Annotated in this window: 23 protein-coding genes; 15 read left to right on the top strand and 8 right to left on the bottom strand. The window is 53.3% G+C overall.

Going from position 1 to position 23,834, the window contains the following annotated elements; translation table 11 throughout:
- The first annotated feature begins 204 nt into the window (after window positions 1–204).
- Window positions 205–1,005, top strand: coding sequence for a YdcF family protein (locus DBY68_RS03830; protein ID WP_304598575.1), 801 nt, complete (start codon window positions 205–207; stop codon window positions 1,003–1,005).
- Window positions 1,006–1,053: 48 nt separating this feature from the next.
- Here the strand turns inward: DBY68_RS03830 and gap are convergent, their stop codons facing one another.
- Window positions 1,054–2,055 carry a type I glyceraldehyde-3-phosphate dehydrogenase gene (gap, locus tag DBY68_RS03825; RefSeq protein WP_108474157.1) on the bottom strand — a complete coding sequence of 334 codons (1,002 nt, stop codon included), beginning with the start codon at window positions 2,053–2,055 and terminating at the stop codon, window positions 1,054–1,056.
- 198 nt (window positions 2,056–2,253) lie between these two features.
- Here gap and cybB point away from each other — a divergent pair, with 198 nt between their 5' ends.
- The 7 genes from cybB (at window position 2,254) to DBY68_RS03790 (ending at window position 7,855) form a co-directional block, all read left to right on the top strand.
- The gene (gene cybB, locus DBY68_RS03820) at window positions 2,254–2,784 is read left to right on the top strand and encodes a cytochrome b561 (RefSeq protein WP_108474158.1); all 531 of its coding nucleotides are present in this window, start codon (window positions 2,254–2,256) and stop codon (window positions 2,782–2,784) included.
- A gap of 89 nt (window positions 2,785–2,873) precedes the next feature.
- Window positions 2,874–3,512: a leucine efflux protein LeuE gene (gene leuE / locus DBY68_RS03815; RefSeq protein WP_108474159.1), complete on the top strand. Its 639-nt coding sequence runs from the start codon at window positions 2,874–2,876 to the stop codon at window positions 3,510–3,512.
- A 280-nt stretch (window positions 3,513–3,792) separates the two neighbouring features.
- The gene (locus DBY68_RS03810; protein WP_108474160.1) at window positions 3,793–3,948 is read left to right on the top strand and encodes a Hok/Gef family protein; all 156 of its coding nucleotides are present in this window, start codon (window positions 3,793–3,795) and stop codon (window positions 3,946–3,948) included.
- Between the two features lie 361 nt (window positions 3,949–4,309).
- Window positions 4,310–4,465: a Hok/Gef family protein gene (locus DBY68_RS03805; protein ID WP_108474161.1), complete on the top strand. Its 156-nt coding sequence runs from the start codon at window positions 4,310–4,312 to the stop codon at window positions 4,463–4,465.
- Window positions 4,466–4,608: 143 nt separating this feature from the next.
- Window positions 4,609–4,884 (top strand): metal/formaldehyde-sensitive transcriptional repressor, encoded by a 276-nt coding sequence (locus tag DBY68_RS03800; protein WP_015964534.1) that lies wholly within the window; start codon window positions 4,609–4,611, stop codon window positions 4,882–4,884.
- Window positions 4,885–4,908: 24 nt separating this feature from the next.
- Complete coding sequence (locus tag DBY68_RS03795) at window positions 4,909–6,027, top strand: S-(hydroxymethyl)glutathione dehydrogenase/class III alcohol dehydrogenase (protein ID WP_108474162.1); 1,119 nt, start codon at window positions 4,909–4,911, stop codon at window positions 6,025–6,027.
- 151 nt (window positions 6,028–6,178) lie between these two features.
- Window positions 6,179–7,855: a methyl-accepting chemotaxis protein gene (locus DBY68_RS03790; RefSeq protein WP_108474163.1), complete on the top strand. Its 1,677-nt coding sequence runs from the start codon at window positions 6,179–6,181 to the stop codon at window positions 7,853–7,855.
- Window positions 7,856–7,893: 38 nt separating this feature from the next.
- Here the strand turns inward: DBY68_RS03790 and DBY68_RS03785 are convergent, their stop codons facing one another.
- From DBY68_RS03785 to pcaH, 4 genes are all read right to left on the bottom strand, one after another.
- Window positions 7,894–10,272, bottom strand: coding sequence for a glucose/quinate/shikimate family membrane-bound PQQ-dependent dehydrogenase (locus DBY68_RS03785; protein WP_108474164.1), 2,379 nt, complete (start codon window positions 10,270–10,272; stop codon window positions 7,894–7,896).
- A gap of 285 nt (window positions 10,273–10,557) precedes the next feature.
- On the bottom strand, window positions 10,558–11,481 hold the full coding sequence (locus tag DBY68_RS03780) for a LysR substrate-binding domain-containing protein (RefSeq protein ID WP_108474165.1): 924 nt from the start codon (window positions 11,479–11,481) through the stop codon (window positions 10,558–10,560).
- 178 nt (window positions 11,482–11,659) lie between these two features.
- Complete coding sequence (gene pcaG, locus DBY68_RS03775) at window positions 11,660–12,280, bottom strand: protocatechuate 3,4-dioxygenase subunit alpha (RefSeq protein WP_015964529.1); 621 nt, start codon at window positions 12,278–12,280, stop codon at window positions 11,660–11,662.
- The gene (gene pcaH, locus DBY68_RS03770) at window positions 12,277–13,017 is read right to left on the bottom strand and encodes a protocatechuate 3,4-dioxygenase subunit beta (RefSeq protein WP_108474166.1); all 741 of its coding nucleotides are present in this window, start codon (window positions 13,015–13,017) and stop codon (window positions 12,277–12,279) included. Before pcaH ends, pcaG begins: the two co-directional genes overlap by 4 nt.
- A 215-nt stretch (window positions 13,018–13,232) precedes the next feature.
- Between pcaH and DBY68_RS03765 the strand changes: the two genes are divergently transcribed.
- Window positions 13,233–14,576, top strand: a complete 1,344-nt coding sequence (locus DBY68_RS03765) for a VOC family protein (RefSeq protein WP_108474167.1) — start codon at window positions 13,233–13,235, stop codon at window positions 14,574–14,576.
- A gap of 40 nt (window positions 14,577–14,616) precedes the next feature.
- Window positions 14,617–16,125: a carboxylesterase/lipase family protein gene (locus DBY68_RS03760; RefSeq protein ID WP_108474168.1), complete on the top strand. Its 1,509-nt coding sequence runs from the start codon at window positions 14,617–14,619 to the stop codon at window positions 16,123–16,125.
- A 109-nt stretch (window positions 16,126–16,234) separates the two neighbouring features.
- Here DBY68_RS03760 and DBY68_RS03755 read toward each other — a convergent pair whose 3' ends face one another.
- Window positions 16,235–16,387: a Hok/Gef family protein gene (locus DBY68_RS03755; RefSeq protein WP_199538647.1), complete on the bottom strand. Its 153-nt coding sequence runs from the start codon at window positions 16,385–16,387 to the stop codon at window positions 16,235–16,237.
- Between the two features lie 521 nt (window positions 16,388–16,908).
- On the opposite strand from DBY68_RS03755, the gene DBY68_RS03750 reads away from it, so the two are divergent.
- Both DBY68_RS03750 and rimL read left to right on the top strand, forming a co-directional pair.
- Window positions 16,909–18,564 (top strand): glucan biosynthesis protein, encoded by a 1,656-nt coding sequence (locus DBY68_RS03750; protein ID WP_108474170.1) that lies wholly within the window; start codon window positions 16,909–16,911, stop codon window positions 18,562–18,564.
- A 57-nt stretch (window positions 18,565–18,621) separates the two neighbouring features.
- Entirely contained in the window at window positions 18,622–19,173 is a 552-nt protein-coding gene (gene rimL, locus DBY68_RS03745) for a 50S ribosomal protein L7/L12-serine acetyltransferase (protein WP_108474171.1), read from the top strand.
- Here the strand turns inward: rimL and ydcK are convergent.
- Complete coding sequence (ydcK, locus tag DBY68_RS03740) at window positions 19,165–20,145, bottom strand: YdcK family protein (RefSeq protein WP_108474172.1); 981 nt, start codon at window positions 20,143–20,145, stop codon at window positions 19,165–19,167. The genes rimL and ydcK overlap by 9 nt on opposite strands.
- A 112-nt stretch (window positions 20,146–20,257) precedes the next feature.
- Between ydcK and tehA the strand changes: the two genes are divergently transcribed.
- The 3 genes from tehA (at window position 20,258) to DBY68_RS03725 (ending at window position 22,720) form a co-directional block, all read left to right on the top strand.
- Complete coding sequence (gene tehA / locus DBY68_RS03735) at window positions 20,258–21,256, top strand: dicarboxylate transporter/tellurite-resistance protein TehA (RefSeq protein ID WP_108474173.1); 999 nt, start codon at window positions 20,258–20,260, stop codon at window positions 21,254–21,256.
- Between the two features lie 2 nt (window positions 21,257–21,258).
- Window positions 21,259–21,855, top strand: coding sequence for a tellurite resistance methyltransferase TehB (tehB, locus tag DBY68_RS03730; RefSeq protein ID WP_108474174.1), 597 nt, complete (start codon window positions 21,259–21,261; stop codon window positions 21,853–21,855).
- 196 nt (window positions 21,856–22,051) lie between these two features.
- The gene (locus DBY68_RS03725) at window positions 22,052–22,720 is read left to right on the top strand and encodes a DUF3313 domain-containing protein (RefSeq protein ID WP_108474175.1); all 669 of its coding nucleotides are present in this window, start codon (window positions 22,052–22,054) and stop codon (window positions 22,718–22,720) included.
- Window positions 22,721–22,753: 33 nt separating this feature from the next.
- Here the strand turns inward: DBY68_RS03725 and DBY68_RS03720 are convergent, their stop codons facing one another.
- A complete protein-coding gene (locus tag DBY68_RS03720; protein WP_108474176.1) occupies window positions 22,754–23,662 on the bottom strand; it encodes a DMT family transporter in 909 nt (302 codons plus the stop codon).
- Window positions 23,663–23,834 lie beyond the last annotated feature (172 nt).

The following is a 23,834-nucleotide window of genomic DNA, read 5'->3' as shown; positions in this document are numbered from 1 at the left end:
TGATATGTAGTTTTATTATCTTTGTTTTGGTATTTAATAAGTGATTTATTCAGGTGCAACCGCGTGGTTTTTAGATGTTTCTGGTTATTTCAAGAATGTTACAAAGATGCAGGCCAGGTAAAAATAACGCTTTCGGAGTGATCCTCTGTCACGGAGCCTTAATCGCGTTACCCTGTGCTAACAGACTCACAGAGAGGGAGGATTATGCTAACACCATTACCACAATTACCCGATTGCACACTGGAGGCTGCCAATGTACTGGGTAGCTGGCTTGCGCAAAACGATTTTACCTCCCGGCCTCAACCCGATGATTATGAGCTGGTGGTGCTCGCGGGGAACGCCGTTATTCCGGTTATCGATGCGGCCTGTCAGCTGGCGATGGAGGAGGGGAAAACGCTCTTGATTAGCGGTGGTATCGGCCACTCAACAACCTTTCTTTATGCCGCCATAGCCCGGCACCCGCGATATAACACCTTGCGTACCACTGGGTTATCCGAAGCAGCTATCCTTGCGGAGATTGCCCAACAATTCTGGAAAATCCCCCGCGAGAATATTCTGGTTGAAGATACATCGACCAACTGCGGGGAAAATGCGCGTTTTACCCGTCGAATGTTAGATGCGCAGGGGATTACCCTTCGTAAGGGGATCGTCGTACAAGACCCCACTATGCAGCGTCGCACGATGGCGACGTTTGAACATGTCTGGCAGGACGTGGAAAACAGGCCGCTCTGGCGGAGTTATCCCGGCTGCCAGCCGGCGCTCTTCAACAGCGAAAACGGCGTGGCGTTTAAAGGGGATGACACCGGGTTGTGGCCGGTAGAACGATATCTCTCATTAATCATCGGAGAACTGCCACGTATACGTGATGATGCTCAGGGATATGGGCCACGCGGTAAAAACTTTATTGCTCATGTGGATATACCGCTAGCGGTTGAGCAGGCCTGGAAACAGTTAACGGAAGATGCCACGCTGCGGGAAATGTCGACCACACGCGCTCTGCGCTAAATGACCACGAATAACGCCCGGAAAGGAATATTTCCGGGCGATGGCTATTTACAGTTTGGCGTATTTTTCCAGTACGCGAATCAACTGGGTCACAAACCCGTACTCGTTATCGTACCAGGCTACGGTTTTGACCAGTTGCAGGTCGCCGGCTTCGGTCACCTCGGTCTGGGTGGCGTCAAAGACCGAACCAAAGTGCGTGCCGATAATATCGGTCGATACGATGTCATCGTTGGTGTAGCCAAACGACGCATTATTTTCTGTCGCTTTCTTCAGGGCAGCATTGACTTCATCGACGGTGACTTTTTTACCCAGAATCGAAACCAGTTCGGTCACCGAACCGGTTTTCGTCGGTACGCGCTGAGCATGTCCTTTTAGCTTGCCGACGAGAGCAGGGATAACGAGGCCTATCGCCTTCGCTGCGCCGGTGGTGTGCGGAATAATATTCTCTGCCGCGGCGCGAGAGGCGCGCAAATCTTTCCCGCGTGGCCCGTCGACCAGTGCCTGTGTTCCCGTATAGGCGTGGATGGTGGTCATGGTGCCCACTTTAATCTCGAATGCATCATTCAATGCTTTTGCCATTGGCGCCAGGCAGTTAGTGGTACATGAGGCCACCGAAATAATCGTGTCGCTGGCGTTAAGGGTGTCATCGTTCACGTTGTAAACCAGCGTTTTGATGTCGCCCGCCGGGGCAGAAATCAGCACTTTTTTTGCGCCGGCATCAATATGCGCCTGTGATTTTTCAGCCGAAGTGTAGAAGCCGGTGCATTCGACGATAATGTCAGCACCTTCTGATTTCCAGGGGATATTTTTTGCCTCTTTTTCAGCAAAGACTTTGATTGTTTTACCGTTAACAATAAGTGCATCATCATTGAAATCAACGCTCCACGGGAACGGCCCGTAGTTGGAATCGTACTTCAGCAAATATGCCAGTACTTTTGGCGACGTAAGATCGTTAATGGCGACGACTTCATTGCTGCTTGAGGTTTCCAGCAAACGGCGCAAGACCAGTCGACCAATACGCCCAAATCCGTTAATGCCAATTTTACTCATGATATTCTCCGTCAGTTCGGGGTGATACGGTTTTTTTACTTATCCAGGCTTAGTCCACCATCTGCGGATGGGCAACCCCATTTTGTTAGTCACGCAGCAATCAGATGAACAGGACGTAAGTAACTGCTGAAAAGTTAATGAATTTTTAAGTAAAAGCGGCTATTTTGCTTTTTTGTTAGTTACTTATCAGGGGGCGCGATGCGCGATAAATACTCAGGCCTGCAAATAGGCATTCACTGGCTGGTCTTCTTACTGGTAATCATTGCCTATTGTGCGATGGAATTCCGTGGTTACTTTCCGCGTAGCGCGCGTCCGGTTATCAACATGGTGCACGTCTCCTGCGGCATCGCTATTTTGGTTCTGATGGTGGCGCGTCTGCTGATTCGCCTGAAACGTCCGGCACCGCCGATTGTGCCGAAACCCAAGCCGATGATGACAGGAATGGCACATCTGGGGCACCTGGCGATTTACCTGCTGTTTATCGCCTTGCCCGTTATTGGTCTGGTGATGATGTATAACCGGGGGAATCCATGGTTTGCTTTTGGGCTAACCATGCCGCATGCGGCGGAATCGAACTTCGAAATTGTCGATATGATGAAGGAATATCATATTTTGCTGGCGAATATTGGTTACTGGCTGATTGGCCTGCACGCCCTGGCGGCCCTGGCGCATCATTATGTCTGGAAAGACAATACGCTACTGCGCATGATGCCGCGTAAACGGGGTTAATCATAAGTTAACTGAATAGTCCTTTATTGGCCATGTGGCGTGCGTTACCATAACGCCACCATGGTTAATATAGTGTAAGGAAGAGCAGGGTGTTCGCAGATTTTGGCGTACTAAATTACTGGACGTATGTGGTCGGGGCGATTTTTATTATTCTGGTGCCAGGGCCAAATACCTTCTTTGTCCTGAAAACGGGCGTAGCGCACGGTATTCGTGGCGGCTACATGGCAGCGCTGGCGGTCTTTATTGGCGACGCTGTGCTGATGTTCCTCTCTTACGCGGGCGTCGCGACGCTCATTAAAACCACGCCGGTATTGTTTAATCTGGTCCGCTATCTCGGGGCGATTTATCTACTTTATCTGGGCGGGAAAATGCTCTACAGCACGCTGAAGCGTAAAGCAGGGGAAGCTGAAACGCACGCCGAGCCGGGTCATGCTATTTTCAAACGCGCGCTGACGTTAAGCTTAACCAATCCTAAAGCGATTCTGTTTTATGTCTCTTTCTTCGTGCAGTTTATTGATGTGAAATCGGCTACGCCGGGGATGGCATTCTTTATTCTGGCGCTGACCCTTGAACTGGTGAGCTTTACCTACCTGAGTTTCCTGATTGTGTCAGGTTCGCTGGTAACGCGGTATGTGAAAACCCGTAAGAAGCTGGCGAAAATTGGCAATAGCCTGATTGGCCTGGTGTTTGTGGGTTTCGCGGCGCGACTGGCGACGCTGCAGTCCTGAGTTTCTTTAGGCCGGATACGCCCGTATCCGGCTCCTGCCCCAGGCAATCATTCCCTCTTACAAGTCCATTTCCAGACAGCTGGGTTTTACGGTGAAGGTGTAAAATCGCGGCGGGTGCTTGAGGCTATCTGTCTCAGGCATAGACCAAAAGGCAGATAGAGAAAAGCCCCGGAAACATTGAGCGTCTTGCAGGACGCTTAACACTTACCGAGGCCCAAATCTATGCCACACAGCATTAGATTAGCCTCTTACAGACCTTCGGGTCAAGGAGAAGCAGGCTATGAAACAACAACGCTCAGGCTTAATTGCCCTGGTTATCATCTGTATCACCGTGATTTTCGCGGTGTTAGCGATGCGGCGGGATCTCTGCGAGGTTCATTTCCGGACAAACCAGACGGAGGTTACTGTTTCTACAGCGTGCGACTCTAAACAGTAAGAGACAAGGCGGGGAGCGATCCCCGCCGTTTCTGATGTTGCGAGTATCCTTTGAGCACCCTTTTTATACTTCACTCAGTCCAAACCATTTAGCTAATCACAGCCAATCTGAACGCCTTTATGAGGCAATCATCCTCTTCTTACGAGTACGTTTTCAGACAGGTGAGTTTTACTGCAGAGGTGTAAAATCGCGGTGGGTGCTTGAGGCTATCTGTCTCAGGCAAAGACCAAAAGGCAGATAGAGAAAAGCCCCGGAAACATTGAGCGTCTTGCAGGACGCTTAACACTTACCGAGGCCACATCTATGCCCAACAGCATTAGATTAGCCTCTTACAGACCCACGGGTCAAGGAGAAGCAGGCTATGAAATGGCAACGTTCAGGCTTAATTGCCCTGGTTATCATCTGTATCACCGTGATTTTCGCGGTGTTAGCGATGCGGCGGGATCTCTGCGAGGTTCATTTCCGGACAAACCAGACGGAGGTTACTGTTTCTACAGCGTGCGAACCTAAACAGTAAGAGACAAGGCGGGGAGCAATCCCCGCCAATCTCAGTCGTTGTCTGGCGTCCTCAATGCACCCTTTCAATGCATTCACATGGTGATTGTTTTACATCCATGTTATATCGATGATAGTATACCCCCCTATACTAACGGAGGGCGTATGCCGCATTCCCCTGATGATAAAAAACGGGCGTTGACCCGGGTACGCCGCATTAAAGGGCAGGTTGATGCTCTTGAACGCGCGCTGGAATCCGGTGAACCGTGCCTGACTATTCTGCAACAGATCGCTTCTATTCGCGGGGCCGCCAATGGCCTGATGGGCGAACTGGTCGAAATGCATCTTAAAGACGAACTGGTCAGTGGCGAAACGACGCCCGACCAGCGCGCCGTGCGCATGGCTGAAGTCGGTCATCTGCTACGATCTTATTTAAAATAAAACATCACAAAGGAAGAGACCGCTATGAAATCACGTGCAGCTGTCGCGTTTGGCCCGGGTCAACCGTTAAAAATTGTTGAGATCGATGTCGCGCCGCCGAAAAAAGGCGAAGTGCTGGTAAAAATTACCCATACCGGGGTTTGCCATACCGATGCTTTTACCTTATCCGGTGATGATCCGGAAGGCGTGTTCCCGGCAGTGCTGGGTCATGAAGGCGGCGGCATCGTTGTTGAAGTGGGTGAAGGCGTGACCAGCCTGAAACCGGGCGACCATGTTATTCCGCTTTATACCGCCGAATGTGGCGAGTGTAAGTTCTGTAAGTCTGGCAAAACTAACCTCTGCCAGGCCGTTCGTGCGACCCAGGGCAAAGGCCTGATGCCGGATGGCACCACCCGTTTCTCCTACAACGGGGAACCGATTTATCACTATATGGGTACCAGTACGTTTAGCGAATACACCGTGTGCGCCGAGATATCACTGGCGAAAGTGAACCCCCAGGCGCCGCTGGACAAAGTTTGCCTGCTGGGCTGCGGCGTCACGACCGGTATCGGCGCGGTGCATAATACGGCGAAAGTAAAAGAGGGCGATACGGTTGCGATCTTCGGCCTGGGCGGCATTGGCCTTGCGGCAATTCAGGGCGCGGTACAGGCGAAAGCCGGGCGTATTCTGGCCATCGATACCAACCCGGATAAATTCAGGCTGGCAAAGGAAATGGGCGCGACCGATTTCATTAACCCTAAAGACCACGATAAACCGATTCAGGACGTCATTGTTGAAATGACCGACGGTGGCGTTGATTTTACCTTCGAATGTATCGGTAATGTCGACGTCATGCGAGCGGCGCTGGAATGTTGCCATAAAGGCTGGGGCGAAAGCGTGATCATCGGCGTGGCGGGGGCGGGCCAGGAGATTAAAACCCGTCCTTTCCAGCTGGTTACCGGGCGCGTATGGCGCGGGTCTGCCTTTGGCGGCGTAAAAGGCCGTACCCAGTTGCCGGGAATGGTGGAAGACGCCATGGCGGGAAAAATTCAGCTCGATCCGTTCATTACGCACCGTCTGCCGCTGGAGCAGATTAACGATGCATTTGACCTGATGCACGAAGGTAAATCTATTCGTACCGTTATTCATTTCGGCGACGAATAATCTCTGGCGTCCTCTCCCATCGGGGGAGGACGTTTTTTATCCCAAATTGTGACCCACCTGGCGCTTTTAGCCATCATCAAATCCTCTGACTTGCCGATGACAATCTTACGGGCGTGTTTTTACGCCGCTTACCTGAAGAGAGTCGATTGGCATGGACAAGACAAAAACACAACACCCGCCCCAAAAGCTCAGTTTCCTGCACCATATCCGTTTAGTTCCGCTTTTCTCCGCTATTCTCGGCGGCATCATACTGCTCTTTGCCTTAAGCTCCGGGCTGGCGGGCTATTTCCTGTTGCAGGCGGAACAAGATCAAAAGGATGTTACCGAAGAACTGCAGGTACGGATGGGCTTATCAAACAGTTCTAACCATCTGCGTACCACGCGTATTGAGCTTATCCACGCCGGTGCAGCAAGTCGGATTGCCGAGATGGAAGAGATGAAACGCAATATTGCGTCGGCGGAATCGCGCATGCAGCAATCACAGGCAGCGTTTACCCAATATCGTGAACGTCGGGTAAAAACGGCGGCAGATAGCGCATTGGATGAAGAACTTACCGCCCGCTATAGCGCTTATATTGATGGCCTGAAGCCGATGCTGAAATACGCGAAAAACGGCATGTTTGAAGCGATAATCAATCATGAAAATGAGCAGGCGAAGCCGCTGGATGACGGTTATAACGCGGTGCTGTTGAAGGTGATTCAGATTCGCACCGATCGCGCAAACCACCTTACTGCGCTTTCGCTTGAGCGTACCCGCCTGGGGTTAATGTTTATGGCGGCAGCCTTTGTGCTGGCGCTGGTGATCACCCTTATCACCTTCGTGGTATTGCGCCGCATTATTATTAAGCCCTTACAACATGCCGGTCAGCGGATAGCACAAATCGCCAGCGGCGATCTCACACTACCGGATGAACCTACTGGCAGCAGTGAAATCGGTCAACTTAGCCATCATCTGCAACAGATGCAGCAGGCGCTTGTGAAGACAGTGGGTACGGTACGACAGGGAGCTGAGGAAATTTATCGCGGAACCAGCGAAATCTCGGTGGGGAATACGGATCTTTCTGCGCGGACTGAGCAACAGGCGGCGGCCATTGAACAGACCGCAGCCAGCATGGAAGAACTTACCGCAACAGTAAAACAAAATGCTGATAACGCCCATCACGCCAGCAAACTGGCGGAAGATGCCTCCGGGAAAGCGACGCGTGGCGGGCAACTGGTTACGGGCGTGGTCACAACCATGGGTAATATTTCCAGCAGTTCAAAAAAGATCTCCGAAATTACCGCGGTGATTAATAGCATTGCCTTCCAGACCAACATCCTCGCCCTGAACGCAGCGGTGGAAGCGGCGCGAGCGGGTGAACAGGGGCGTGGATTCGCGGTGGTCGCCAGTGAAGTGCGTACGCTCGCCAGCCGCAGCGCGCAGGCGGCGAAAGAGATTGAAGGGCTGATTTCTGAATCTGTCACGCTGATTGAACGTGGTTCGGATGAAGTGGTTAACGCCGGGGCCACCATGACGGAGATTGTGGATGCGGTTAAACGTGTGACGGACATCATGCTGGAAATTGCGGCGGCGTCAGATGAACAGAGTCGCGGGATTTTGCAGGTCAGCCAGGCGATCACCGAAATGGATAACGTGACGCAGCAGAATGCCTCGCTGGTGGAGGAAGCATCGGCAGCGGCGGCCTCGCTGGAGGCGCAGGCGGCACGATTAACTGAAGCGGTAGGCACGTTTCGTATTGATTCACGCAGCGATGTGAAGAAAGAAAACGTCCCGGCTACCGAACCGACTTTAGCCGTGGCAGGCGGCGATAGCTGGGAAGCGTTTTAGATAGCAAGGTCGGGTGAGATATCACCCGACAATGAGGGTTACTGTTGGGTGTCCGGTAGGGCGTACGCAATGATGTAATCACCACGATCCGGTGACTGACGTGCACCGCCTGCGTTGATGATGATGTACTGTTTACCGGTTTTCGGCGACACGTACGTCATCGGGCCAGACTGGCTACCTACCGGCAGTCGGTCTTTCCAGACCTCTTTCCCGGTTGCCGTATCAAAGGCGCGCAGATAGAAATCCTGCGTACCGGCGAAGAACAGCAGACCGGATTGCGTGGTCATCGACGCGCCCAGCGTTGGCATTCCGATAGGGATCGGCATATGCATGCGGATACCCAGCGGGCCGGTGTCTTCCACCGTACCGACCGGCACCTGCCAGACGATTTTGCCTGATGTCAGATCGACCGCCGACATCGTACCAAATGGTGGTTTCTGGCACGGAATACCCAGCGGTGACAGGAAACGCTCGCGCATGGCACCATAAGGCGTACCTTCCATTGGCACAATGCCCATCTCAATACCGCTGGCATTTTTCGCCACTTTCTCGCGAGGCACCATGTAGTTCGCCAGGCCCAGACGCATATCGTTAACGAACATCAGGTGATTGTTAGGATCAACGGACACGCTGCCCCAGTTCATCCCGCCCAGTGAACCGGGATATTGCAGTGACCGATCTTCGCCCGGAGGGGTAAAGATGCCCTGATGACGCATCTCTTTAAACTGAATACGGCACAGCAGCAGGTCGATTGGCGTAGCACCCCACATATCCGATTCTTTCAGCGTTTCGTTGCCAATCATTGGCATACCGACAGAGTACGGCTGGGTAGGAGAATAACGTTCACCTTTCACATTGCCTGCCGGAACCGGGCGCTCTTCAACTTTCGCCACCGGTTCGCCGGTTTCGCGGTTAAGCATGAAGATCATCCCCTGCTTGCTGGTTTGCACCAGCACCGGCGTGGTGCCGCCTTTGCCGTCAGGCAAATCGGTCAGCAACGGCTGAGAAGGCAGATCGAAATCCCACAGATCGTGGTGTGTGGTTTGATAATGCCAGCGCACTTTCCCGGTGGTGGCATCAACGGCAACAATCGATGAGCTGTATTTATCATCCAGCGCCGTACGTTCGCCCGCCCAGAAATCTGGCGTCGCATTACCGGTCGGTAAATAGATGAGATTGAGTTTGGCGTCATACGACATTGCGGACCACACGTTTGGCGTGCCGCGCGTGTAAGTCTGGCCTTCCGGCGGCAGCCCGGTGATATTTGGGTTACCCGGATCCCACGCCCACGCCAGTTTACCTCTATGGACGTCATAAGCACGTACCACGCCCGGCGGTTCATCGGTGGAGAAGTTATCGGCCACGCGGCCACCCAGCACCACCACGTTCCCGGCGACTAAGGGGGTTGAGGTTTGCTGATAGTAACCGGGTTTGATTTCGCCCATCCCGACGCTCAGATCGACCACACCGTTATCACCAAAATCGGCGCACGGTTTACCGGTATCGGCGTTGATCGCAATAAGGCGCGCGTCGGTGGTCGGCAGGAACAAACGACGCGGACAGGCGGCGGGTGCACTGTTATTTTCCGGGGCGGCGACGCTCTGTGCCTCTTCGTAATAGCCTAACCCACGACAACGCTGCCAGTTTGGCGCGGTGGCTTTCGAATCATAACGCCACTTCTCTTTACCGCTGTCGACATCCAGCGCCAGCACTTTACTGTACGGTGTACAGACGAACAGCGTGTCGCCTACCTGGAGTGGAGTATTTTGATCTTCCGCACCGGAACCATTACTGACCGGAACATCCCCGGTGTGCGCTACCCACGCAACCTGCAGCTTATCGACGTTCTGCTTGTTGATTTGATCCAGCGCGGCAAAGCGATCGCCGTGCGTGGTGTTCCCCCAGTGCAGCCAGTTTTTCTGCTGCTCGCCTGCGCTCACCGGTTTCACAGGCACGTCTTCCTTTGCGCTTACCAGGGTATGGGTTTTGAACATTCCCCCCACACTTGCCAGCAATACCACGGCAATGATAGCTGCGACGCCAAATGCCGGGCCTTTTTTCACCGGTGGTGTTACGGACAGGAACGGCCAGACAATGGCGCAAAGGAGAGCCAGCACACCAAAGGTGAACAGGCGTGAAAAGAGTGGCCAGAAATCCCAGCCTGCGTCGCTGACAGACCAAATCAACGCGATGATAAACGCCAGCGCATACAGCGCTATCCCGCTGCGGCGATGACGTGCAATCAGCGCCGCAGCGACAATCATCACCAGTCCCATCAGTGCGAAGAACCACGTTCCCCCCACGGTGGCGAGTTTAATGCCCAGCGCTCCCACGGCCAGACCGATGATAAACATCAGCCCGGCCAGAAGCCATTTAAGGATCCGGGGGAGTCCTTTAAGTGAAATGCCCGTTGCCATACTCTTCTCCTGATGACAGCCAAACCCAAGCGTGCGAACCAAATGAATCACACATAAAGGGGGGTTTGTTTTAAATGAAAGGGTAAAGCCTGTTATTCGTATTCATTCGTTACATACACGAATTGCGAATGAACCATTTGGTTAAGGTGCGGCTATAATAGATCTGTTAAATCGCATTGCGCAATTGTTAATAAATAATTTCGCATTAATTGATCTAAGGTGACGAGTAAGGGGATGAAACGCGGGTCGCCCTCTCCATGACGGAGAGGGTAGGCATACGCAACGTTAGCCTGGCATAGATTTACGAATGGCTGCCAGCAGCGTCTGCGCTCCGCTGGAAAGTGGGCTATCCACACGCGTCAGCACGCCAATGGGTTCGCCCTGGCCTTGCGTTGCGATGGGAAGAGAGGTTAACGCACCGCGTCGCAGGTCGTCTCTGACCGCACCGGAGGGCACAAACCAGACGTAGTTATAATCGACGGTTAACTGACGAGACAGCGAGGCCGACAGCGTTTCAATACAGCCCGCCGGCATTTTACAGCCCTGACTCTGCAACAGCGTTTCCGCATTTTGTCGGGGAACGGTCCCTTTCGGCGAGACAACAACAGGCCACTCCATCACGCGGCTTAAGGTGATATTTTCATGCAGCAGAGGATGATCAGGGCGCACAACCAGTTTGAGCGACTCGAGAAACAGCAGCTCGTAGGTTAAGCCAGTCATCAGTTCCGGGTCAGACATCCGGCCAATACCAAAATCAATATCCCCGGATTTCAACGCCGCCAGCAGCATGGTGTTATTCATGGTCGCGACCTGAAGCGTGACATCATGCTGTTGCTGGTGAAATTGCCCCAGCACCATCGGTAAGATCCCAAGCGCAGCAGTGGGCAGCGCGCCGATGCGCACAACATCCTGATGGCTACCCTCTTTGCGGGTTAACGCCTGGCCTGCGGTATTTAGCGCATCCAGAACTTTTACCGCGTGCGTAAGAAACTGCTCGCCAACAAGCGTCAGCTGTGCGCCAAGACGCCCACGTTCGAATAAGCGGGTGCCGGTCAGTTGCTCCAGTTCATTGAGCGTTTTGGATAACGCTGGCTGGCTGAGATTAAGGGTTTCAGCCGCGCGCCCCAGAGTGCCTTGTTGAGCGACGGCAACGAAAGTGTGCAGGTGGCGCAGTCGAATGCGCTGACTAAAGAGAGCATTTTTTTCCATACGCGATGTTAAGAACAGATCGATAAGGGTGACAAGTAATACTGTTTAAATTTGATAACTTGATAGCAAATTATTATTAACATTTGATCTAATTGAGTTACAAGAAATTTCTGGCGTTGAGAAGAACGTCAGTAAGCAGGAAAGCCCGGTAAACGGAGCGCTACCGGGCAGGAGGGCGTTAAAGATCGAAAAAGACGGTTTCCTTATCACCCTGCAGATAGATATCAAAACGGTACACGGTCTCGTTACCGCGCGTTTCTTTCTGAGCGATTAACGTCTGACGGCGAACTTCCCACTCAATCAGGTTCAGCACCGGGTCGGTCTGATTCGCGGCCTGTTCGTCGGCAAAGTACATCCGCGTATTCAGGCCAATATTGATGCCGCGGGCGGCAATCCACAGATTGACGTGCGGTGCCATCATGCGACCATCGCGACCCACGACCGGGCCGGGCTTAATGGTTTCGAAGCGCCAGATGCCGCTATCAAAGTCTGAACAAGCGCGGCCCCAACCACGGAAATCGGCATCCAGCGCTTTTCCTTCCTGTCTGTCAGCCGGGTGGTTATAGCGCCCGTTGGCGTTCGCCTGCCAGATCTCCAGCAGGACATCGCGTACCGGCGTGCCTGAACCATCCAGTACACGCCCTTCAATGGTGATGCGCTCGCCCTGAGTATGGCTATTGACCAGTACCGGGCCGAAATTTTTCTCGAAAATATGAAAGCCGGCAGCGTCAGGCGCAAGGCCGATATGGACGTATGGGCCCGCGGTTTGCGAGGCCGTTTCCTGTAAATACTCTTTCATCGCGCAGCCCCCTGAGTGCGGTTTTCAAACAGCGTGGCACGTTGGCCGCGCAACACCAGATCAAAACGATACGCCAGACAATCCAGCGGAATGGCAGCATGCGTGTCCAGTTCGGCAATGAGCGTACGAATGGCATCATCGTTATTGATGGTTTTGACGATAGGGCACTGCTTGATCAGCGGGTCGCCTTCAAAATACATCTGGGTCACCAGACGTTGCGCAAAGGCATCGCCTGACAATGAAAAGTGAATATGCGAAGGACGCCAGTCGCTCGCCTGATTACGCCACGGATAGGGGCCCGGTTTGATGGTTCGGAAAAAGTAGTAGCCGTTTTCGTCCGTCAGCACGCGGCCGCAGCCGCCAAAATTGGGGTCGATGGGCGCCAGATATTGATCTTTCTTATGGCGATAGCGGCCACCGGCGTTCGCCTGCCACACTTCAACGAGCGTGTTTTTCATCGGGCGACCAAACCCGTCACGCACATAACCGTGAACGATGATCCGTTCGCCAATCGGTAAACCGTCTTTGGCGTAGTTCAGGATTAAATCGTTATCCTGAGGGCCGAGATCGTCACTCGAAAACACCGGCCCGGTGATTTCGGATAGCGAGTTTTGCAGGGAAATAAGTGCATTACGCGGCGAGCGCAACACACTGGTTTTGTAGCCCGGTGCGAACGCGGGCGGGTGACTGTTGTAGTCGCGATGGATAACTTCTTGCGGTGACCATTTCGTGTTCATAGGGTGGCTCCGTGTAGGGTATATTTTTGTCGCCACAGAGAGTGTGTGTAAATTTCATGTTAATATAAAGTGAATTTAAGGTGATTATTTAATAACCGTTGGTTATGCTTATCATCCCTTCCCAGCGTCATGCCGATCACACTTTCCAAATTCTTGCCACGAAGCCCCACGAGCTTTTCTACACTGCAGAATATATTCACTGGAGACATGACATCATGGCGCAAAGCATCACGGCAGATGAGATTCGGGAAGATTTTTCGCAGGCGATGTCGGCAATGTATCAGCAGGAAGTGCCGCAGTACGGCACATTGCTGGAACTGGTCGCCGATGTGAATCTGGCTGTACTGGAAAATAACACGCGCTTGCATGAACAGATGGTGAATGCCGATGAACTGGCGCGGCTTAATGTTGAACGCCATGGCGCGATTCGCGTGGGCACCGCAGAAGAATTATCGATGCTGCGGCGCATGTTCGCCATTATGGGGATGTATCCGGTTAGCTATTATGATCTCTCTCAGGCGGGCGTGCCGGTGCACTCTACGGCATTTCGCCCGGTGGAGGATGCGGCGCTTTCGCGCAATCCTTTCCGCGTATTTACCTCGCTTTTGCGCCTTGAATTGATTGACGATCCCGCGCTCAGGCAGCGCGCCGCTGAGATTTTACAGCAGCGTGATATTTTTACCCCTCGTTGCCGCGAACTGATTGCGCTACATGAAGAGCAGGGGGAATTCACAGCCTCTCAGGCGCAGGAGTTTGTTCAGCAAGCACTGGAAACCTTTCGCTGGCATCAGTCGGCGACAGTCGATCGCGAGACCTACCAGGCGCTGCATCAGCAGCATCGCTTAATTGCCGATGTGGTCTGTTTCCCCGGCTGTCACATCAATCATCTCACGCCACGAACGCTGGATATCGACCGTGTCCAGGCGCTGATGGCGGAATACGGCATTGAGCCGAAAGCGGTGATTGAAGGCCCGCCGCGCCGTGACGTTCCGTTGTTACTGCGTCAGACCAGTTTTAAAGCGCTGGAGGAACCGGTGAAATTTGCTGGTGACGGACAAGGCACACACACCGCGCGATTTGGTGAGATTGAACAGCGAGGCATCGCGTTAACGCCAAAAGGACGGGCGTTGTATGACAAGCTGCTCAATGAGGCGGGCGTCGGTAGCGATAATCTGACTCATCAACTGCATTTGCAGGATGTGTTCAAGGCGTTCCCGGATAGTGAATTTTTGCTCCGTCAGCAGGGGCTCGCCTGGTTTCGTTATCGCCTGACGCCCGCCGGCGAAGCGCATCGTCAGGCATTTCATCCCGGCGACGATCCACAGCCGTTAATTGAGCGCGGTTGGCTTATTGCGCAGCCGATTATTTATGAAGATTTTCTGCCGGTCAGCGCGGCGGGGATTTTTCAATCTAATCTGGGAAACGGCAATTCGTCGCGTCAGCACGGTAATGCCAGCCGGGATGCCTTTGAGCAGGCGCTGGGTTGCCCGGTACTGGATGAATTTGCCCTTTACGAGCAGGCCGAAATGCGTAGCAAACGGCGTTGCGGTCTGCTCTGAAACAGGTAATCTTGAGGGAGATTGATAAAGGACGGAATCGATGCACAACCCCTCAACGCCGCTGGCGGAAACCCGCCAGGGCACACTTCTTGGCCTCGTTGATGAGAATATTCACCTCTGGCGAGGCATTCCCTTTGCGCAACCGCCCGTTGGTTCGTTGCGCTGGCGCGCGCCGAGGCCCGTCCAACCGTGGTCAGGCGTGCGTCAGGCCGATACATTCTCTGCTTCCTGCTGGCAGAATATCGACTACTGTCGCGAACTGGGCGGCGGCGACCCGGGGCGCTTCTCGGAAGATTGTCTCTACCTGAATGTTTGGTCTCCGGCCGTGCGATCTGCTCGTTTGCCGGTGATGGTGTGGCTACACGGCGGGGGATACACCATTGGCGCGGGTGGTCTACCGCCGTACGACGGTAAAGCGCTGGCTCAGCGAGATGTGGTGGTGGTGACGGTTAACTATCGGCTCGGGCATCTGGGCTTTTTTGCGCATCCGGCCCTTGAAGGAGAAGACGACGAGCCGCTGAATAATTTTGCGCTGATGGATCAAATTGCCGCGCTACGCTGGGTCCAGGAGAACATCGCGGCCTTTGGCGGTGACAGCAATAATGTCACGTTATTTGGCGAGTCGGCGGGCGCGCGCAGCGTGCTGTCACTCATGACATCGCCGAAAGCGGCAGGGCTGTTTCACAAAGCAGTGATCCAAAGTGGCTATACGCTTCCCGATACTCCACGCGAAAAGGCGCTGGAGAAGGGCGTGCAGCTTGCCGCACACTTTGGTCTGGAAAATGCCAGCGCGGAGCAACTGCGCGCGATCCCAGCGGAAAAATTGTGGCCACTGGAGGCACCGCTGAATATTGGCCCAACGCCCATTGCCGGAGATGCGGTGCTGCCACAGCCCATGCTGGACGTCTTTTTTGCCGGGAAGCAACATGCCATGCCGGTGTTGATTGGTTCGAACAGCGACGAAGCCAGCGTGATGGCGGTGTTTGGTGTTGATCTTGCCGGCGAGATAGAAAAACTCAGGCGAACCCGGCGTCTGGGCTTGGGGCTCATTAAACTGCTCTATCCGGGCGTGAAAGGTGATGAGGAACTCGGACGTCAGGTCTGCCGGGACATGGCCTTTACCACACTGGGTTATGTGGTCATGCAGGCTCAGCAGCGGGTGAATCAACCCTGCTGGCGTTACTGGTTTGATTATGTAGCCGAAGCGGAACACGCGACTTACGCCAATGGCACGTGGCATGGCAACGAAGTGCCTTACGTTTTTGATACTCTGACACTGGCCGAACCCGCCCGATTCTACGTCAATGAACGAGACAGAGCCTTTGCGGCACAGGTAGCCGATTATTGGGTGAATTTTGCGCATCATGCCAGTGCAACCTGTACTGTGCTCAATGGCCCCACGCGCTGGCCTGCATCGCTACAGGGCCGTGACCGGTTACTGCGAATTGGCCTGAATAAGCACGCCGGTTTTAAAGTTGAAAACCGTTTTATGCGCGCGCGGCTGGCGTTGTTTAAGCGAGTGATGAAGCATCATGTGACGCTGGATTGAGCGACAACAGCAAAAGGCCCGCACGAAGCGGGCCAGGTAGAAAAATTGGGTGCGCTAAGGATAAGCCGTACACATAAAGAGTGGCGGGGATCGCTCCCCGCCGGTGCTCTTACGCGGACTCGCAAGCCGTGAAAACAGCAACCTCTGTTTCGCCCGTTCGGATGTGGACTTCACAGAGATCTTTCCTCATGACCAACGCCGCCAGAAGGGCGGTTATACAGATGATGACGAGGGCGATAAGTATCGCTTTATGCTGTTTCATGGCTCTCTTTTCCTTGACCTTATGGTCTGTAAGAGGCACTCTACATGTGTCGAGCATATAGGGGGCCTCGGGTTGATTGAAAAATCACTCGGGGCTTTTCTCTATCTGCCGTCCTGCAAATGCCTGAGACAGATAGCCTCAAGCACCCACGTCTATTCTACGCTTGTACACCCCGTATACTGGATTGATGAATTCCGAATTTTAGCGGTGGTTTTACTGCGCATCGGTTGTTATCGCTCGCCAACCACAGTAATAGCCGCTTCTCGCAACGTTGCAGGCGTCGGGCATGTCCTTATCCGTTGAACAGCAACTCGACACGCGTAATGACGCTGGCATAACGTTTTTTATACACAAATTTACACCTTATTCAGTCTCTTCCCCTCGACAGAATCTTTTTGCGCCAGTCAGAACAATTTATCGCGCCAACAATTGGATTATTAATCGATTTTGTCTAGAGTGGTCGGTTCCAACGACCTAATTGTTTACCGCATTCTTCTCAAAAAAAGGACGCTTTCTCAGGCATGAACCGCAGACACTTTCTTAAATCATCAATGGCTGTTGCCGCCGTGTGCGGGACATCCGGTGTGGCTTCCCTTTTTTCTCAGGCTGCGTTAGCGCAGGAGTCGGACATTGCGGACGGTCAAACCCGTCGTTTCGACTTTTCCGTGCTGCAGTCAATGGCGCACGATCTCTCCCGTCAGCCCTGGGGCGGCGCACCGCGTCCGCTGCCGGAAACGCTGGCGAACATGACGCCGCAGGCCTACAACAGCATTCAATATGATGCCGCGCACTCGCTGTGGAACAACGTTGACGATCGCCAGTTAGACATCCAGTTCTTCCATGTGGGGATGGGGTTCCGTCGTCGCGTGCGGATGTTCTCCGTAGACGCCGCGACGCAGCAGGCGCGCGAAGTGCATTTCCGTCCGGAGCTGTTTAAATACACTGACACGGGCGTCGATACCAAACAGCTCGAAGGGCAGACCGATCTCGGCTTCGCCGGGTTCCGCGCGTTTAAAGCACCGGAACTGGCGCGTCGTGATATCGTTTCGTTCCTTGGCGCGAGCTACTTCCGCGCAGTCGACAGCACCTATCAGTACGGCTTGTCCGCCCGAGGGCTGGCGGTGGATACCTACACCGACAGCCTGGAAGAGTTCCCGGATTTCACCTCGTTCTGGTTTGAAACGGTTAAACCGGGGGCAACCGTCTTTACGGTTTACGCGCTGCTCGACAGCCCAAGCGTGACCGGCGCGTATAAGTTCATCATCAACTGTGCGGAAAGCCAGGTGATTATGGACGTCGAGAATCATATCTACGCACGTAAGGACATCAAACAGCTGGGTATCGCGCCGATGACCAGTATGTTCAGTTGCGGCAATAACGAACGCCGCGTTTGCGATACTATCCATCCGCAAATTCATGATTCCGATCGTCTGGCGATGTGGCTGGGTAACGGCGAGTGGATTTGCCGCCCGCTGAACAACCCCCAGAAACTGCAGTTCAACGCGTATCAGGACAAAAACCCGAAAGGCTTCGGTTTGTTGCAACTTGATCGTGACTTCTCGCACTATCAGGACGTGATGGGCTGGTACAACAAGCGCCCGAGCCTGTGGGTTGAGCCGCGAAATCAGTGGGGGAAAGGTGCCGTCAGTTTGATGGAAATCCCGACCACCGGTGAAACGCTGGATAACATCGTTTGCTTCTGGCAGCCAGAAAAACCGGTGAAAGCCGGCGATACCCTGAACTTTAGCTACCGCCTCTACTGGAGCGCGATGCCGCCGGTGCGCTCACCGTTAGCGCGCGTGATGGCCACTCGCACAGGAATGGGCAGCTTCCCGGAAGGCTGGGCGCCGGGCGAGCATTACCCGGAAAAATGGTCACGTCGTTTTGCTATCGATTTCGTTGGCGGCGATCTGAAAGCAGCCGCGCCGAAAGGTATTGAGCCGGTCATTACGCTCTCCAGCGGGGAAGCCAAACAGATTGAGATCCTCTATGTGGAACCGTTCGACGGTTACCGCATTCTCTTTGACTGGTATCCAACTTCCGACTCAACCGATCCGGTTGAGATGCGCATGTTCCTGCGCTGTCAGGGGGATGCCATCAGTGAAACCTGGCTGTATCAGTACTTCCCGCCCGCGCCGGATAAACGTCAGTACGTTGATGACCGCGTGATGAAATAACGCCCCTGTAGGCCGGATAAGCGACACGCCATCCGGCTTTTTTATTGAGGAAAAACCATGTCTTCGCAGGAGATTATCCCGGTTAGCTCCACGTTGAGCCTCCACGCCGTCGATGAAAGCCACGTACCGGCGCTGCATCAGTTAGTTATTAAAAACCGAGACTGGCTTTCTCAGTCAATGAACTGGCCATTATTCGTCAACAGCGAGCAGGATACACGCCAGAATGTGCAGGGCAATATGATGCTGCATCAGCGCGGCGTTGTGAAAATGTTCATGATTTTCCATCATGATGTGTTGGTAGGCGTGCTGTCGTTTAATCAGATTGAACCGACCAATAAGACCGGTTATATCGGTTACTGGCTCGATGAGTCTGAGCAAGGTAAAGGTATTCTTTCCGCCGCGTTGCAGGCCTTTATGGATGACTTCGCGCAACGCGGCGAGGTACGGCGCTTCGTCATTAAATGCCGCGTGGATAACGCGCGCAGCAATCAGGTAGCCTTACGTAACGGGTTTAGTCTGGAAGGCTGTCTGAGGCAGGCTGAATTTCTCAACGGCATTTATTACGATCAGAATATCTACGCGCGGATTATTGACAACGCGTCAAAGTGAGCCCAACAGCGGCGTGCGCGTAATACGCTGCTCGCCGCGAATCACAGCGCGCCCGCGCACATGAATAACGTCATCGCCAAAGGCTTCGACGACGGCATCACCTTCAATCTCAACATGATGCTCGATCACCACATCGCCGCGAATGCGGGCATGCCCGTAAATTAACACGTTATCGTCAAGCAGGATCGGGCCGCCCTGAAGCCAGGCGTGACCGCCGACGCGCACGTGATGCTTCAACAGACAATTCCCTTCAACGACCGCATTTTCAGCCACCTGCGAGCTGTAACGCAGGGTGGGGATGGCATCTTCTCCGGCGCCGGCAACCACCCGTGCATTGCCATACACTTTCGCGCAGTCGCAGACCCAGACGTCATTTTCTGCGTTGCCTTCCAGCAGGGCGCGTTCGAAAATCTCCGCCCGGTGTTCAACAAACGCATAATTGACGATCGCTTCACCGTAAATTTGAGCCTGGTGAACAACGCGTGAGCGGCTCACCGTCGCGTGGTCGTAAATCTGAAGCACCTGGTCGTTATCAGGCGTTAGCCCCTGCGCGGCAATCACCTGGCTATGGTGCAAAATACGCGCGTTGCCAAAAAGATGGCACAATCCGCGCACGGTGGATGCCTGAATGGTGACGTTGTCACTTATTTGTGCGTGATGACTGACTTTACTGCCATCTATCCAGGCCTCACCGCGGATATGTGCGCGATGGCTGACTTCGCACGCTTGCGTCAAACGGGCGTTTCCCTCGATCCAGGCGCCTGCAAATACCACGCTATTTTCATCGTAGATCCAGCAATCACCTTGTTGACTCAGCGCATTTTCGTCGTCTACCCAACCGCCCGCGCTGCCTGCGACAACATCGGCAAAGTCACGCAGGGCGATAATCTGCCGCACAGTCACGCTGCGCTTCTCGCCATCTTCTGTAAACAGGTGCGTTCGGGTCTGCTCGCTAAGACGGTATTTTTTCATCGGTTATTCTCATCGCTTCGCACTAAGATAAACGTAGCAAATATTGCAGGTAGCGGGCGTTTAAAGATTACTTTAAAATGCATCTTCAAAATTAGTTGATAATATAAACAAAATGAAGAAATCGAAGTGTGAGAGCAAAGTGTTGAACTTACCCGCTGGCTATTTTGGCATGGTGTTGGGGACTATCGGGATGGGGTTTGCCTGGCGTTACGCCAGTACGATTTTGCCGGTAAGCCGGGCGATTGGCGATGGTCTGGTTATTCTGGCCATCGTGATGTGGAGCCTGCTGGCGCTGGCGTTTGTCAGCCGCGCGATACGCTTTCCGCATAGCGTGATCGATGAAATGCGTCATCCGATTGCCAGCAGCTTTGTCAGCCTGTTTCCGGCGACGACAATGCTGGTGTCAATTGGCGTTGCGCCGTGGAACAGGACGCTCGCGCTGGTGCTGTTTTCCGTGGGAGTGACGCTGCAACTGGCTTATGCCGCCTGGCAAACGGCGGGGCTGTGGCGCGGAGAACATCCCGAAGGCGCCACCACGCCGGGGCTCTATTTACCGACGGTGGCGAATAATTTTATAAGCACCATGGCCTGCGGCGCGCTCGGTTTTAACGATGCCGGGCTGGCGTTTCTGGGGGCGGGCGTTATTTCCTGGATCACGCTTGAACCTGCGATTGTTCAGCGCTTGCGTAGCGGTGGCGAATTGCCGGTGCCGCTACGTACCTCGTTAGGGATTCAACTTGCTCCGGCGCTGGTGGCCTGTAGCGCATGGCTGAGCGTCAACGGCGGGCAGGCTGATGTCTTCGCCAAAATGCTGTTTGGTTATGGCCTGCTGCAACTGCTGTTTATGCTGCGCCTGACGCCCTGGTATCTGCGTCAGGCCTTTAATGCGTCGTTCTGGAGCTTCTCGTTTGGTATCTCCGCGCTTGCCACAACGGCGCTGCATCTGGGTCATGCCAGTGGCGTTGGTTTCTACCATCACCTGGCATTGCCGATGTTTATCTTTACCAATTTTATTATTGGCCTGTTATTGATACGCACGCTGGTGTTACTGCTTCAGGGGAAACTGCTGGTTCGTGTGGAGCGTTCTGTTTTAGAAAAAAGTAAGGATTGATAATGACGATTCGTGATGAATACTACTTTAGCGAAAAATATGGCCTGACCCGCACGCATTCCGAGGTGCTGGAGGCGGCGAAAGTGATTAAGCCTGGCAAAACGTTGGATCTTGGCTGCGGTAACGGGCGTAACGCGCTCTACCTTGCGGCAAACGGTTTTGACGTGACCGCATGGGATAAGAATCCGGCAAGCATCACTAACCTGGAATCCATCCGCCGTGAAGAGGGGCTGGAGAATGTGCAATCGGCGATTAAAGATCTCAACGCACTGCGCTTTGAAGGGGAGTACGATTTTATTCTCTCTACCGTTGTGATGATGTTCCTGCAACCAGAAACGATTCCTGGCTTAATTGCGAATATGCAACGTTGTACTAAGCCTGGGGGATTTAACTTGATTGTCGCGGCGATGGATACGGATGATTATCCTTGTACCGTGGGGTTCCCTTTTGCCTTTAAACCTGATGAGCTGCGCCATTACTATGCAGGCTGGAACTTACTTAAATACAACGAGAATCCAGGTGAACTGCACCGAACTGATGCCAATGGTAATCGCATTAAGCTGCGTTTTGCCACGATGCTGGCGCAAAAAACGGTGTAAGCGCTAAAAATCGCACTCTTCTATTATTTATATTTTAAATTACCGGCTAAAAATTTCGCCGGTAATTTTTTTGTTTGCCTGCTAACTAATTATTTTTTTTCTATAAATTGCGAGCGACAACCATTTTTGCAACAACACCTCAGGCATTCCTTTGCTATAACTCTTTTGAAATCGTACCTCCACCAGGATCAAACCTATGCGTGCTCATACGTTCTTTAAAGTTGCGGCTCTTGCCGGCGTTATTGCTTTGTCTGGTTGCGCGTCGAAAGTCGCGGAACCTACGCAGTATTCTGGCTTTTTAAAAGATTATTCGAATCTACAGGAAACCACCTCCGCAACGGGTAAACCGACCCTGCGTTGGGTGGATCCTAATTACAATCCGAAAAACTATGACAGTATTGTCTATAACCCGGTGACCTATTATCCGACGCCTAAACCCAGCACCCAGATTGGTCAAAAAGCGCTGGATGATATTCGTCAATACACCGATCAGCAGATTAAACAGGCTGTCTCACAGCATAAAAAAATTGTCGCGACGCCAGGCCCACATAGCCTGATTTTCCGTGGTGCGATCACAGCGGTAGACTCAACTAACGAAGGGCTTCAGTTCTATGAAGTGGTGCCTGTGGCGCTGGTGGTTGCTGGTACCCAAATGGCGACCGGGCACCGTACCATGGACACCCATCTCTTCTTCGAAGGGGAGTTAATCGACGCGGCAACCCATAAACCGGTGGTGAAAGTGGTGCGTAAAGGCGAAGGGAAAGATCTCAATAATGAGGATACCCCGATGACGCTGCAAACCCTGAAACAGACCATCGACGATATGGCGGTGGATGCCGTTAAATTCGACCCGGCAATGAAATAAAGACAAATTGGGTGGCGTAAGCCACCCGATTTTTTACGCTCGTTTCATTTTCAGGCGCGGCTTGATAAACCCGGCAGGTACCCGTGCAAACATCACCAGATTCCCGACTAATATCAGCACCAGTCCGATAATGGCGTTGGCATGCCACTGATAACCTTCGTAAATTGTTGAGAGCGTCAGCGCAACCAGCGGAAAGAGTAACGTGCTGTACGCCGCGTTGCTGGCCCCAATTCTCCCTACCAACGTGAAGTAAGCGCCAAAGGCAATCACCGAACCAAAAATGGCGAGGTAGAACAGCGCACCGAGGTAGCTGATAGTCCACTGTGGCGTAAAGTTATCGCCGCGCAGCAGGGCGAGTGCGCCGATAATTAGCGTACCGTAGAGCATCGCCCAGCTATTGGTGGTTAGCGTTTCCAGCCCGCGTCGCTGGTGGCGGATGCTGAGCATATTTCCCAGCGAGAAGCCGTATGTGCCAAGCGCGCTGAGCAGAATTCCCGGCAACATCGTGCTGCTCAGCCCTGATACCTGAAGATCGTCCCAGAACAAGGTGATAATCCCAACCAGCCCCAGCAGTGCGGCGAGGTAAAAGCGTCCCGGTGGCGTCTGGCGAAAAAAGAGAAAGCTATTGATGGCGTTAAATAACACCGCCATCGAAAAAATCACCGATTCCAGCCCGGTGTTAATCCAGCTTGCGGCGGTATAAAAACACCAGAAGTTAAAGCCAAACACGCAGCATCCCTGCAAGACGCAAAACAGGTGGTCGCGTAAGGCAAGGCGACGCAAACGGTGTGTCAACAGCAGGATGATCAACATGGTGACGCTGGCTATCGCAAAGCGCCAGAAGATAGACACGGTAGCAGGCACCGGGCCTTGTTGTAAAAAGATGGCGATCCACGTTGTGCCCCAGATGGCCACAACCAGTATGTAGAGCAGTGCGTTCATGTGCGTTCCTTGATGACCCTGAAAATGACAGTTTGACGCGGCGCGGTGGAGGGCGCTTGCAGCGCCTTGCCACTGACTTGCAAATTCTTGCGGATTTTTTGTGAGGAGAGTCGAACAACTCTGGCAATCATCGGCCTCGCTACATAGACTAGGTCTATGAATCATTGTGACA

It is taken from the genome of Pseudocitrobacter sp. RIT415 (assembly GCF_003057695.2).
Classification (GTDB): Bacteria; Pseudomonadota; Gammaproteobacteria; order Enterobacterales; family Enterobacteriaceae; genus Pseudocitrobacter; species Pseudocitrobacter faecalis.
This window is presented reverse-complemented; position numbering and strand designations above follow the sequence as displayed.

What these genes read in the sequence shown, in the direction of transcription:
- pcaG (WP_015964529.1), bottom strand. Translation starts at nt 12,280, where the DNA reads ATGAAAGAGTATTTACAGGAAACGGCCTCGCAAACCGCGGGCCCATAC.
- DBY68_RS03765 (WP_108474167.1), top strand. Translation starts at nt 13,233, where the DNA reads ATGGCGCAAAGCATCACGGCAGATGAGATTCGGGAAGATTTTTCGCAG.
- DBY68_RS03805 (WP_108474161.1), top strand. Translation starts at nt 4,310, where the DNA reads ATGAAATGGCAACGTTCAGGCTTAATTGCCCTGGTTATCATCTGTATC.
- DBY68_RS03785 (WP_108474164.1), bottom strand. Translation starts at nt 10,272, where the DNA reads ATGGCAACGGGCATTTCACTTAAAGGACTCCCCCGGATCCTTAAATGG.
- ydcK (WP_108474172.1), bottom strand. Translation starts at nt 20,145, where the DNA reads ATGAAAAAATACCGTCTTAGCGAGCAGACCCGAACGCACCTGTTTACA.
- DBY68_RS03725 (WP_108474175.1), top strand. Translation starts at nt 22,052, where the DNA reads ATGCGTGCTCATACGTTCTTTAAAGTTGCGGCTCTTGCCGGCGTTATT.
- DBY68_RS03810 (WP_108474160.1), top strand. Translation starts at nt 3,793, where the DNA reads ATGAAACAACAACGCTCAGGCTTAATTGCCCTGGTTATCATCTGTATC.
- cybB (WP_108474158.1), top strand. Translation starts at nt 2,254, where the DNA reads ATGCGCGATAAATACTCAGGCCTGCAAATAGGCATTCACTGGCTGGTC.
- DBY68_RS03720 (WP_108474176.1), bottom strand. Translation starts at nt 23,662, where the DNA reads ATGAACGCACTGCTCTACATACTGGTTGTGGCCATCTGGGGCACAACG.
- DBY68_RS03800 (WP_015964534.1), top strand. Translation starts at nt 4,609, where the DNA reads ATGCCGCATTCCCCTGATGATAAAAAACGGGCGTTGACCCGGGTACGC.
- tehA (WP_108474173.1), top strand. Translation starts at nt 20,258, where the DNA reads ATGAAGAAATCGAAGTGTGAGAGCAAAGTGTTGAACTTACCCGCTGGC.
- DBY68_RS03780 (WP_108474165.1), bottom strand. Translation starts at nt 11,481, where the DNA reads ATGGAAAAAAATGCTCTCTTTAGTCAGCGCATTCGACTGCGCCACCTG.
- gap (WP_108474157.1), bottom strand. Translation starts at nt 2,055, where the DNA reads ATGAGTAAAATTGGCATTAACGGATTTGGGCGTATTGGTCGACTGGTC.
- DBY68_RS03755 (WP_199538647.1), bottom strand. Translation starts at nt 16,387, where the DNA reads ATGAAACAGCATAAAGCGATACTTATCGCCCTCGTCATCATCTGTATA.
- tehB (WP_108474174.1), top strand. Translation starts at nt 21,259, where the DNA reads ATGACGATTCGTGATGAATACTACTTTAGCGAAAAATATGGCCTGACC.
- DBY68_RS03795 (WP_108474162.1), top strand. Translation starts at nt 4,909, where the DNA reads ATGAAATCACGTGCAGCTGTCGCGTTTGGCCCGGGTCAACCGTTAAAA.
- DBY68_RS03830 (WP_304598575.1), top strand. Translation starts at nt 205, where the DNA reads ATGCTAACACCATTACCACAATTACCCGATTGCACACTGGAGGCTGCC.
- rimL (WP_108474171.1), top strand. Translation starts at nt 18,622, where the DNA reads ATGTCTTCGCAGGAGATTATCCCGGTTAGCTCCACGTTGAGCCTCCAC.
- DBY68_RS03790 (WP_108474163.1), top strand. Translation starts at nt 6,179, where the DNA reads ATGGACAAGACAAAAACACAACACCCGCCCCAAAAGCTCAGTTTCCTG.
- DBY68_RS03750 (WP_108474170.1), top strand. Translation starts at nt 16,909, where the DNA reads ATGAACCGCAGACACTTTCTTAAATCATCAATGGCTGTTGCCGCCGTG.
- pcaH (WP_108474166.1), bottom strand. Translation starts at nt 13,017, where the DNA reads ATGAACACGAAATGGTCACCGCAAGAAGTTATCCATCGCGACTACAAC.
- DBY68_RS03760 (WP_108474168.1), top strand. Translation starts at nt 14,617, where the DNA reads ATGCACAACCCCTCAACGCCGCTGGCGGAAACCCGCCAGGGCACACTT.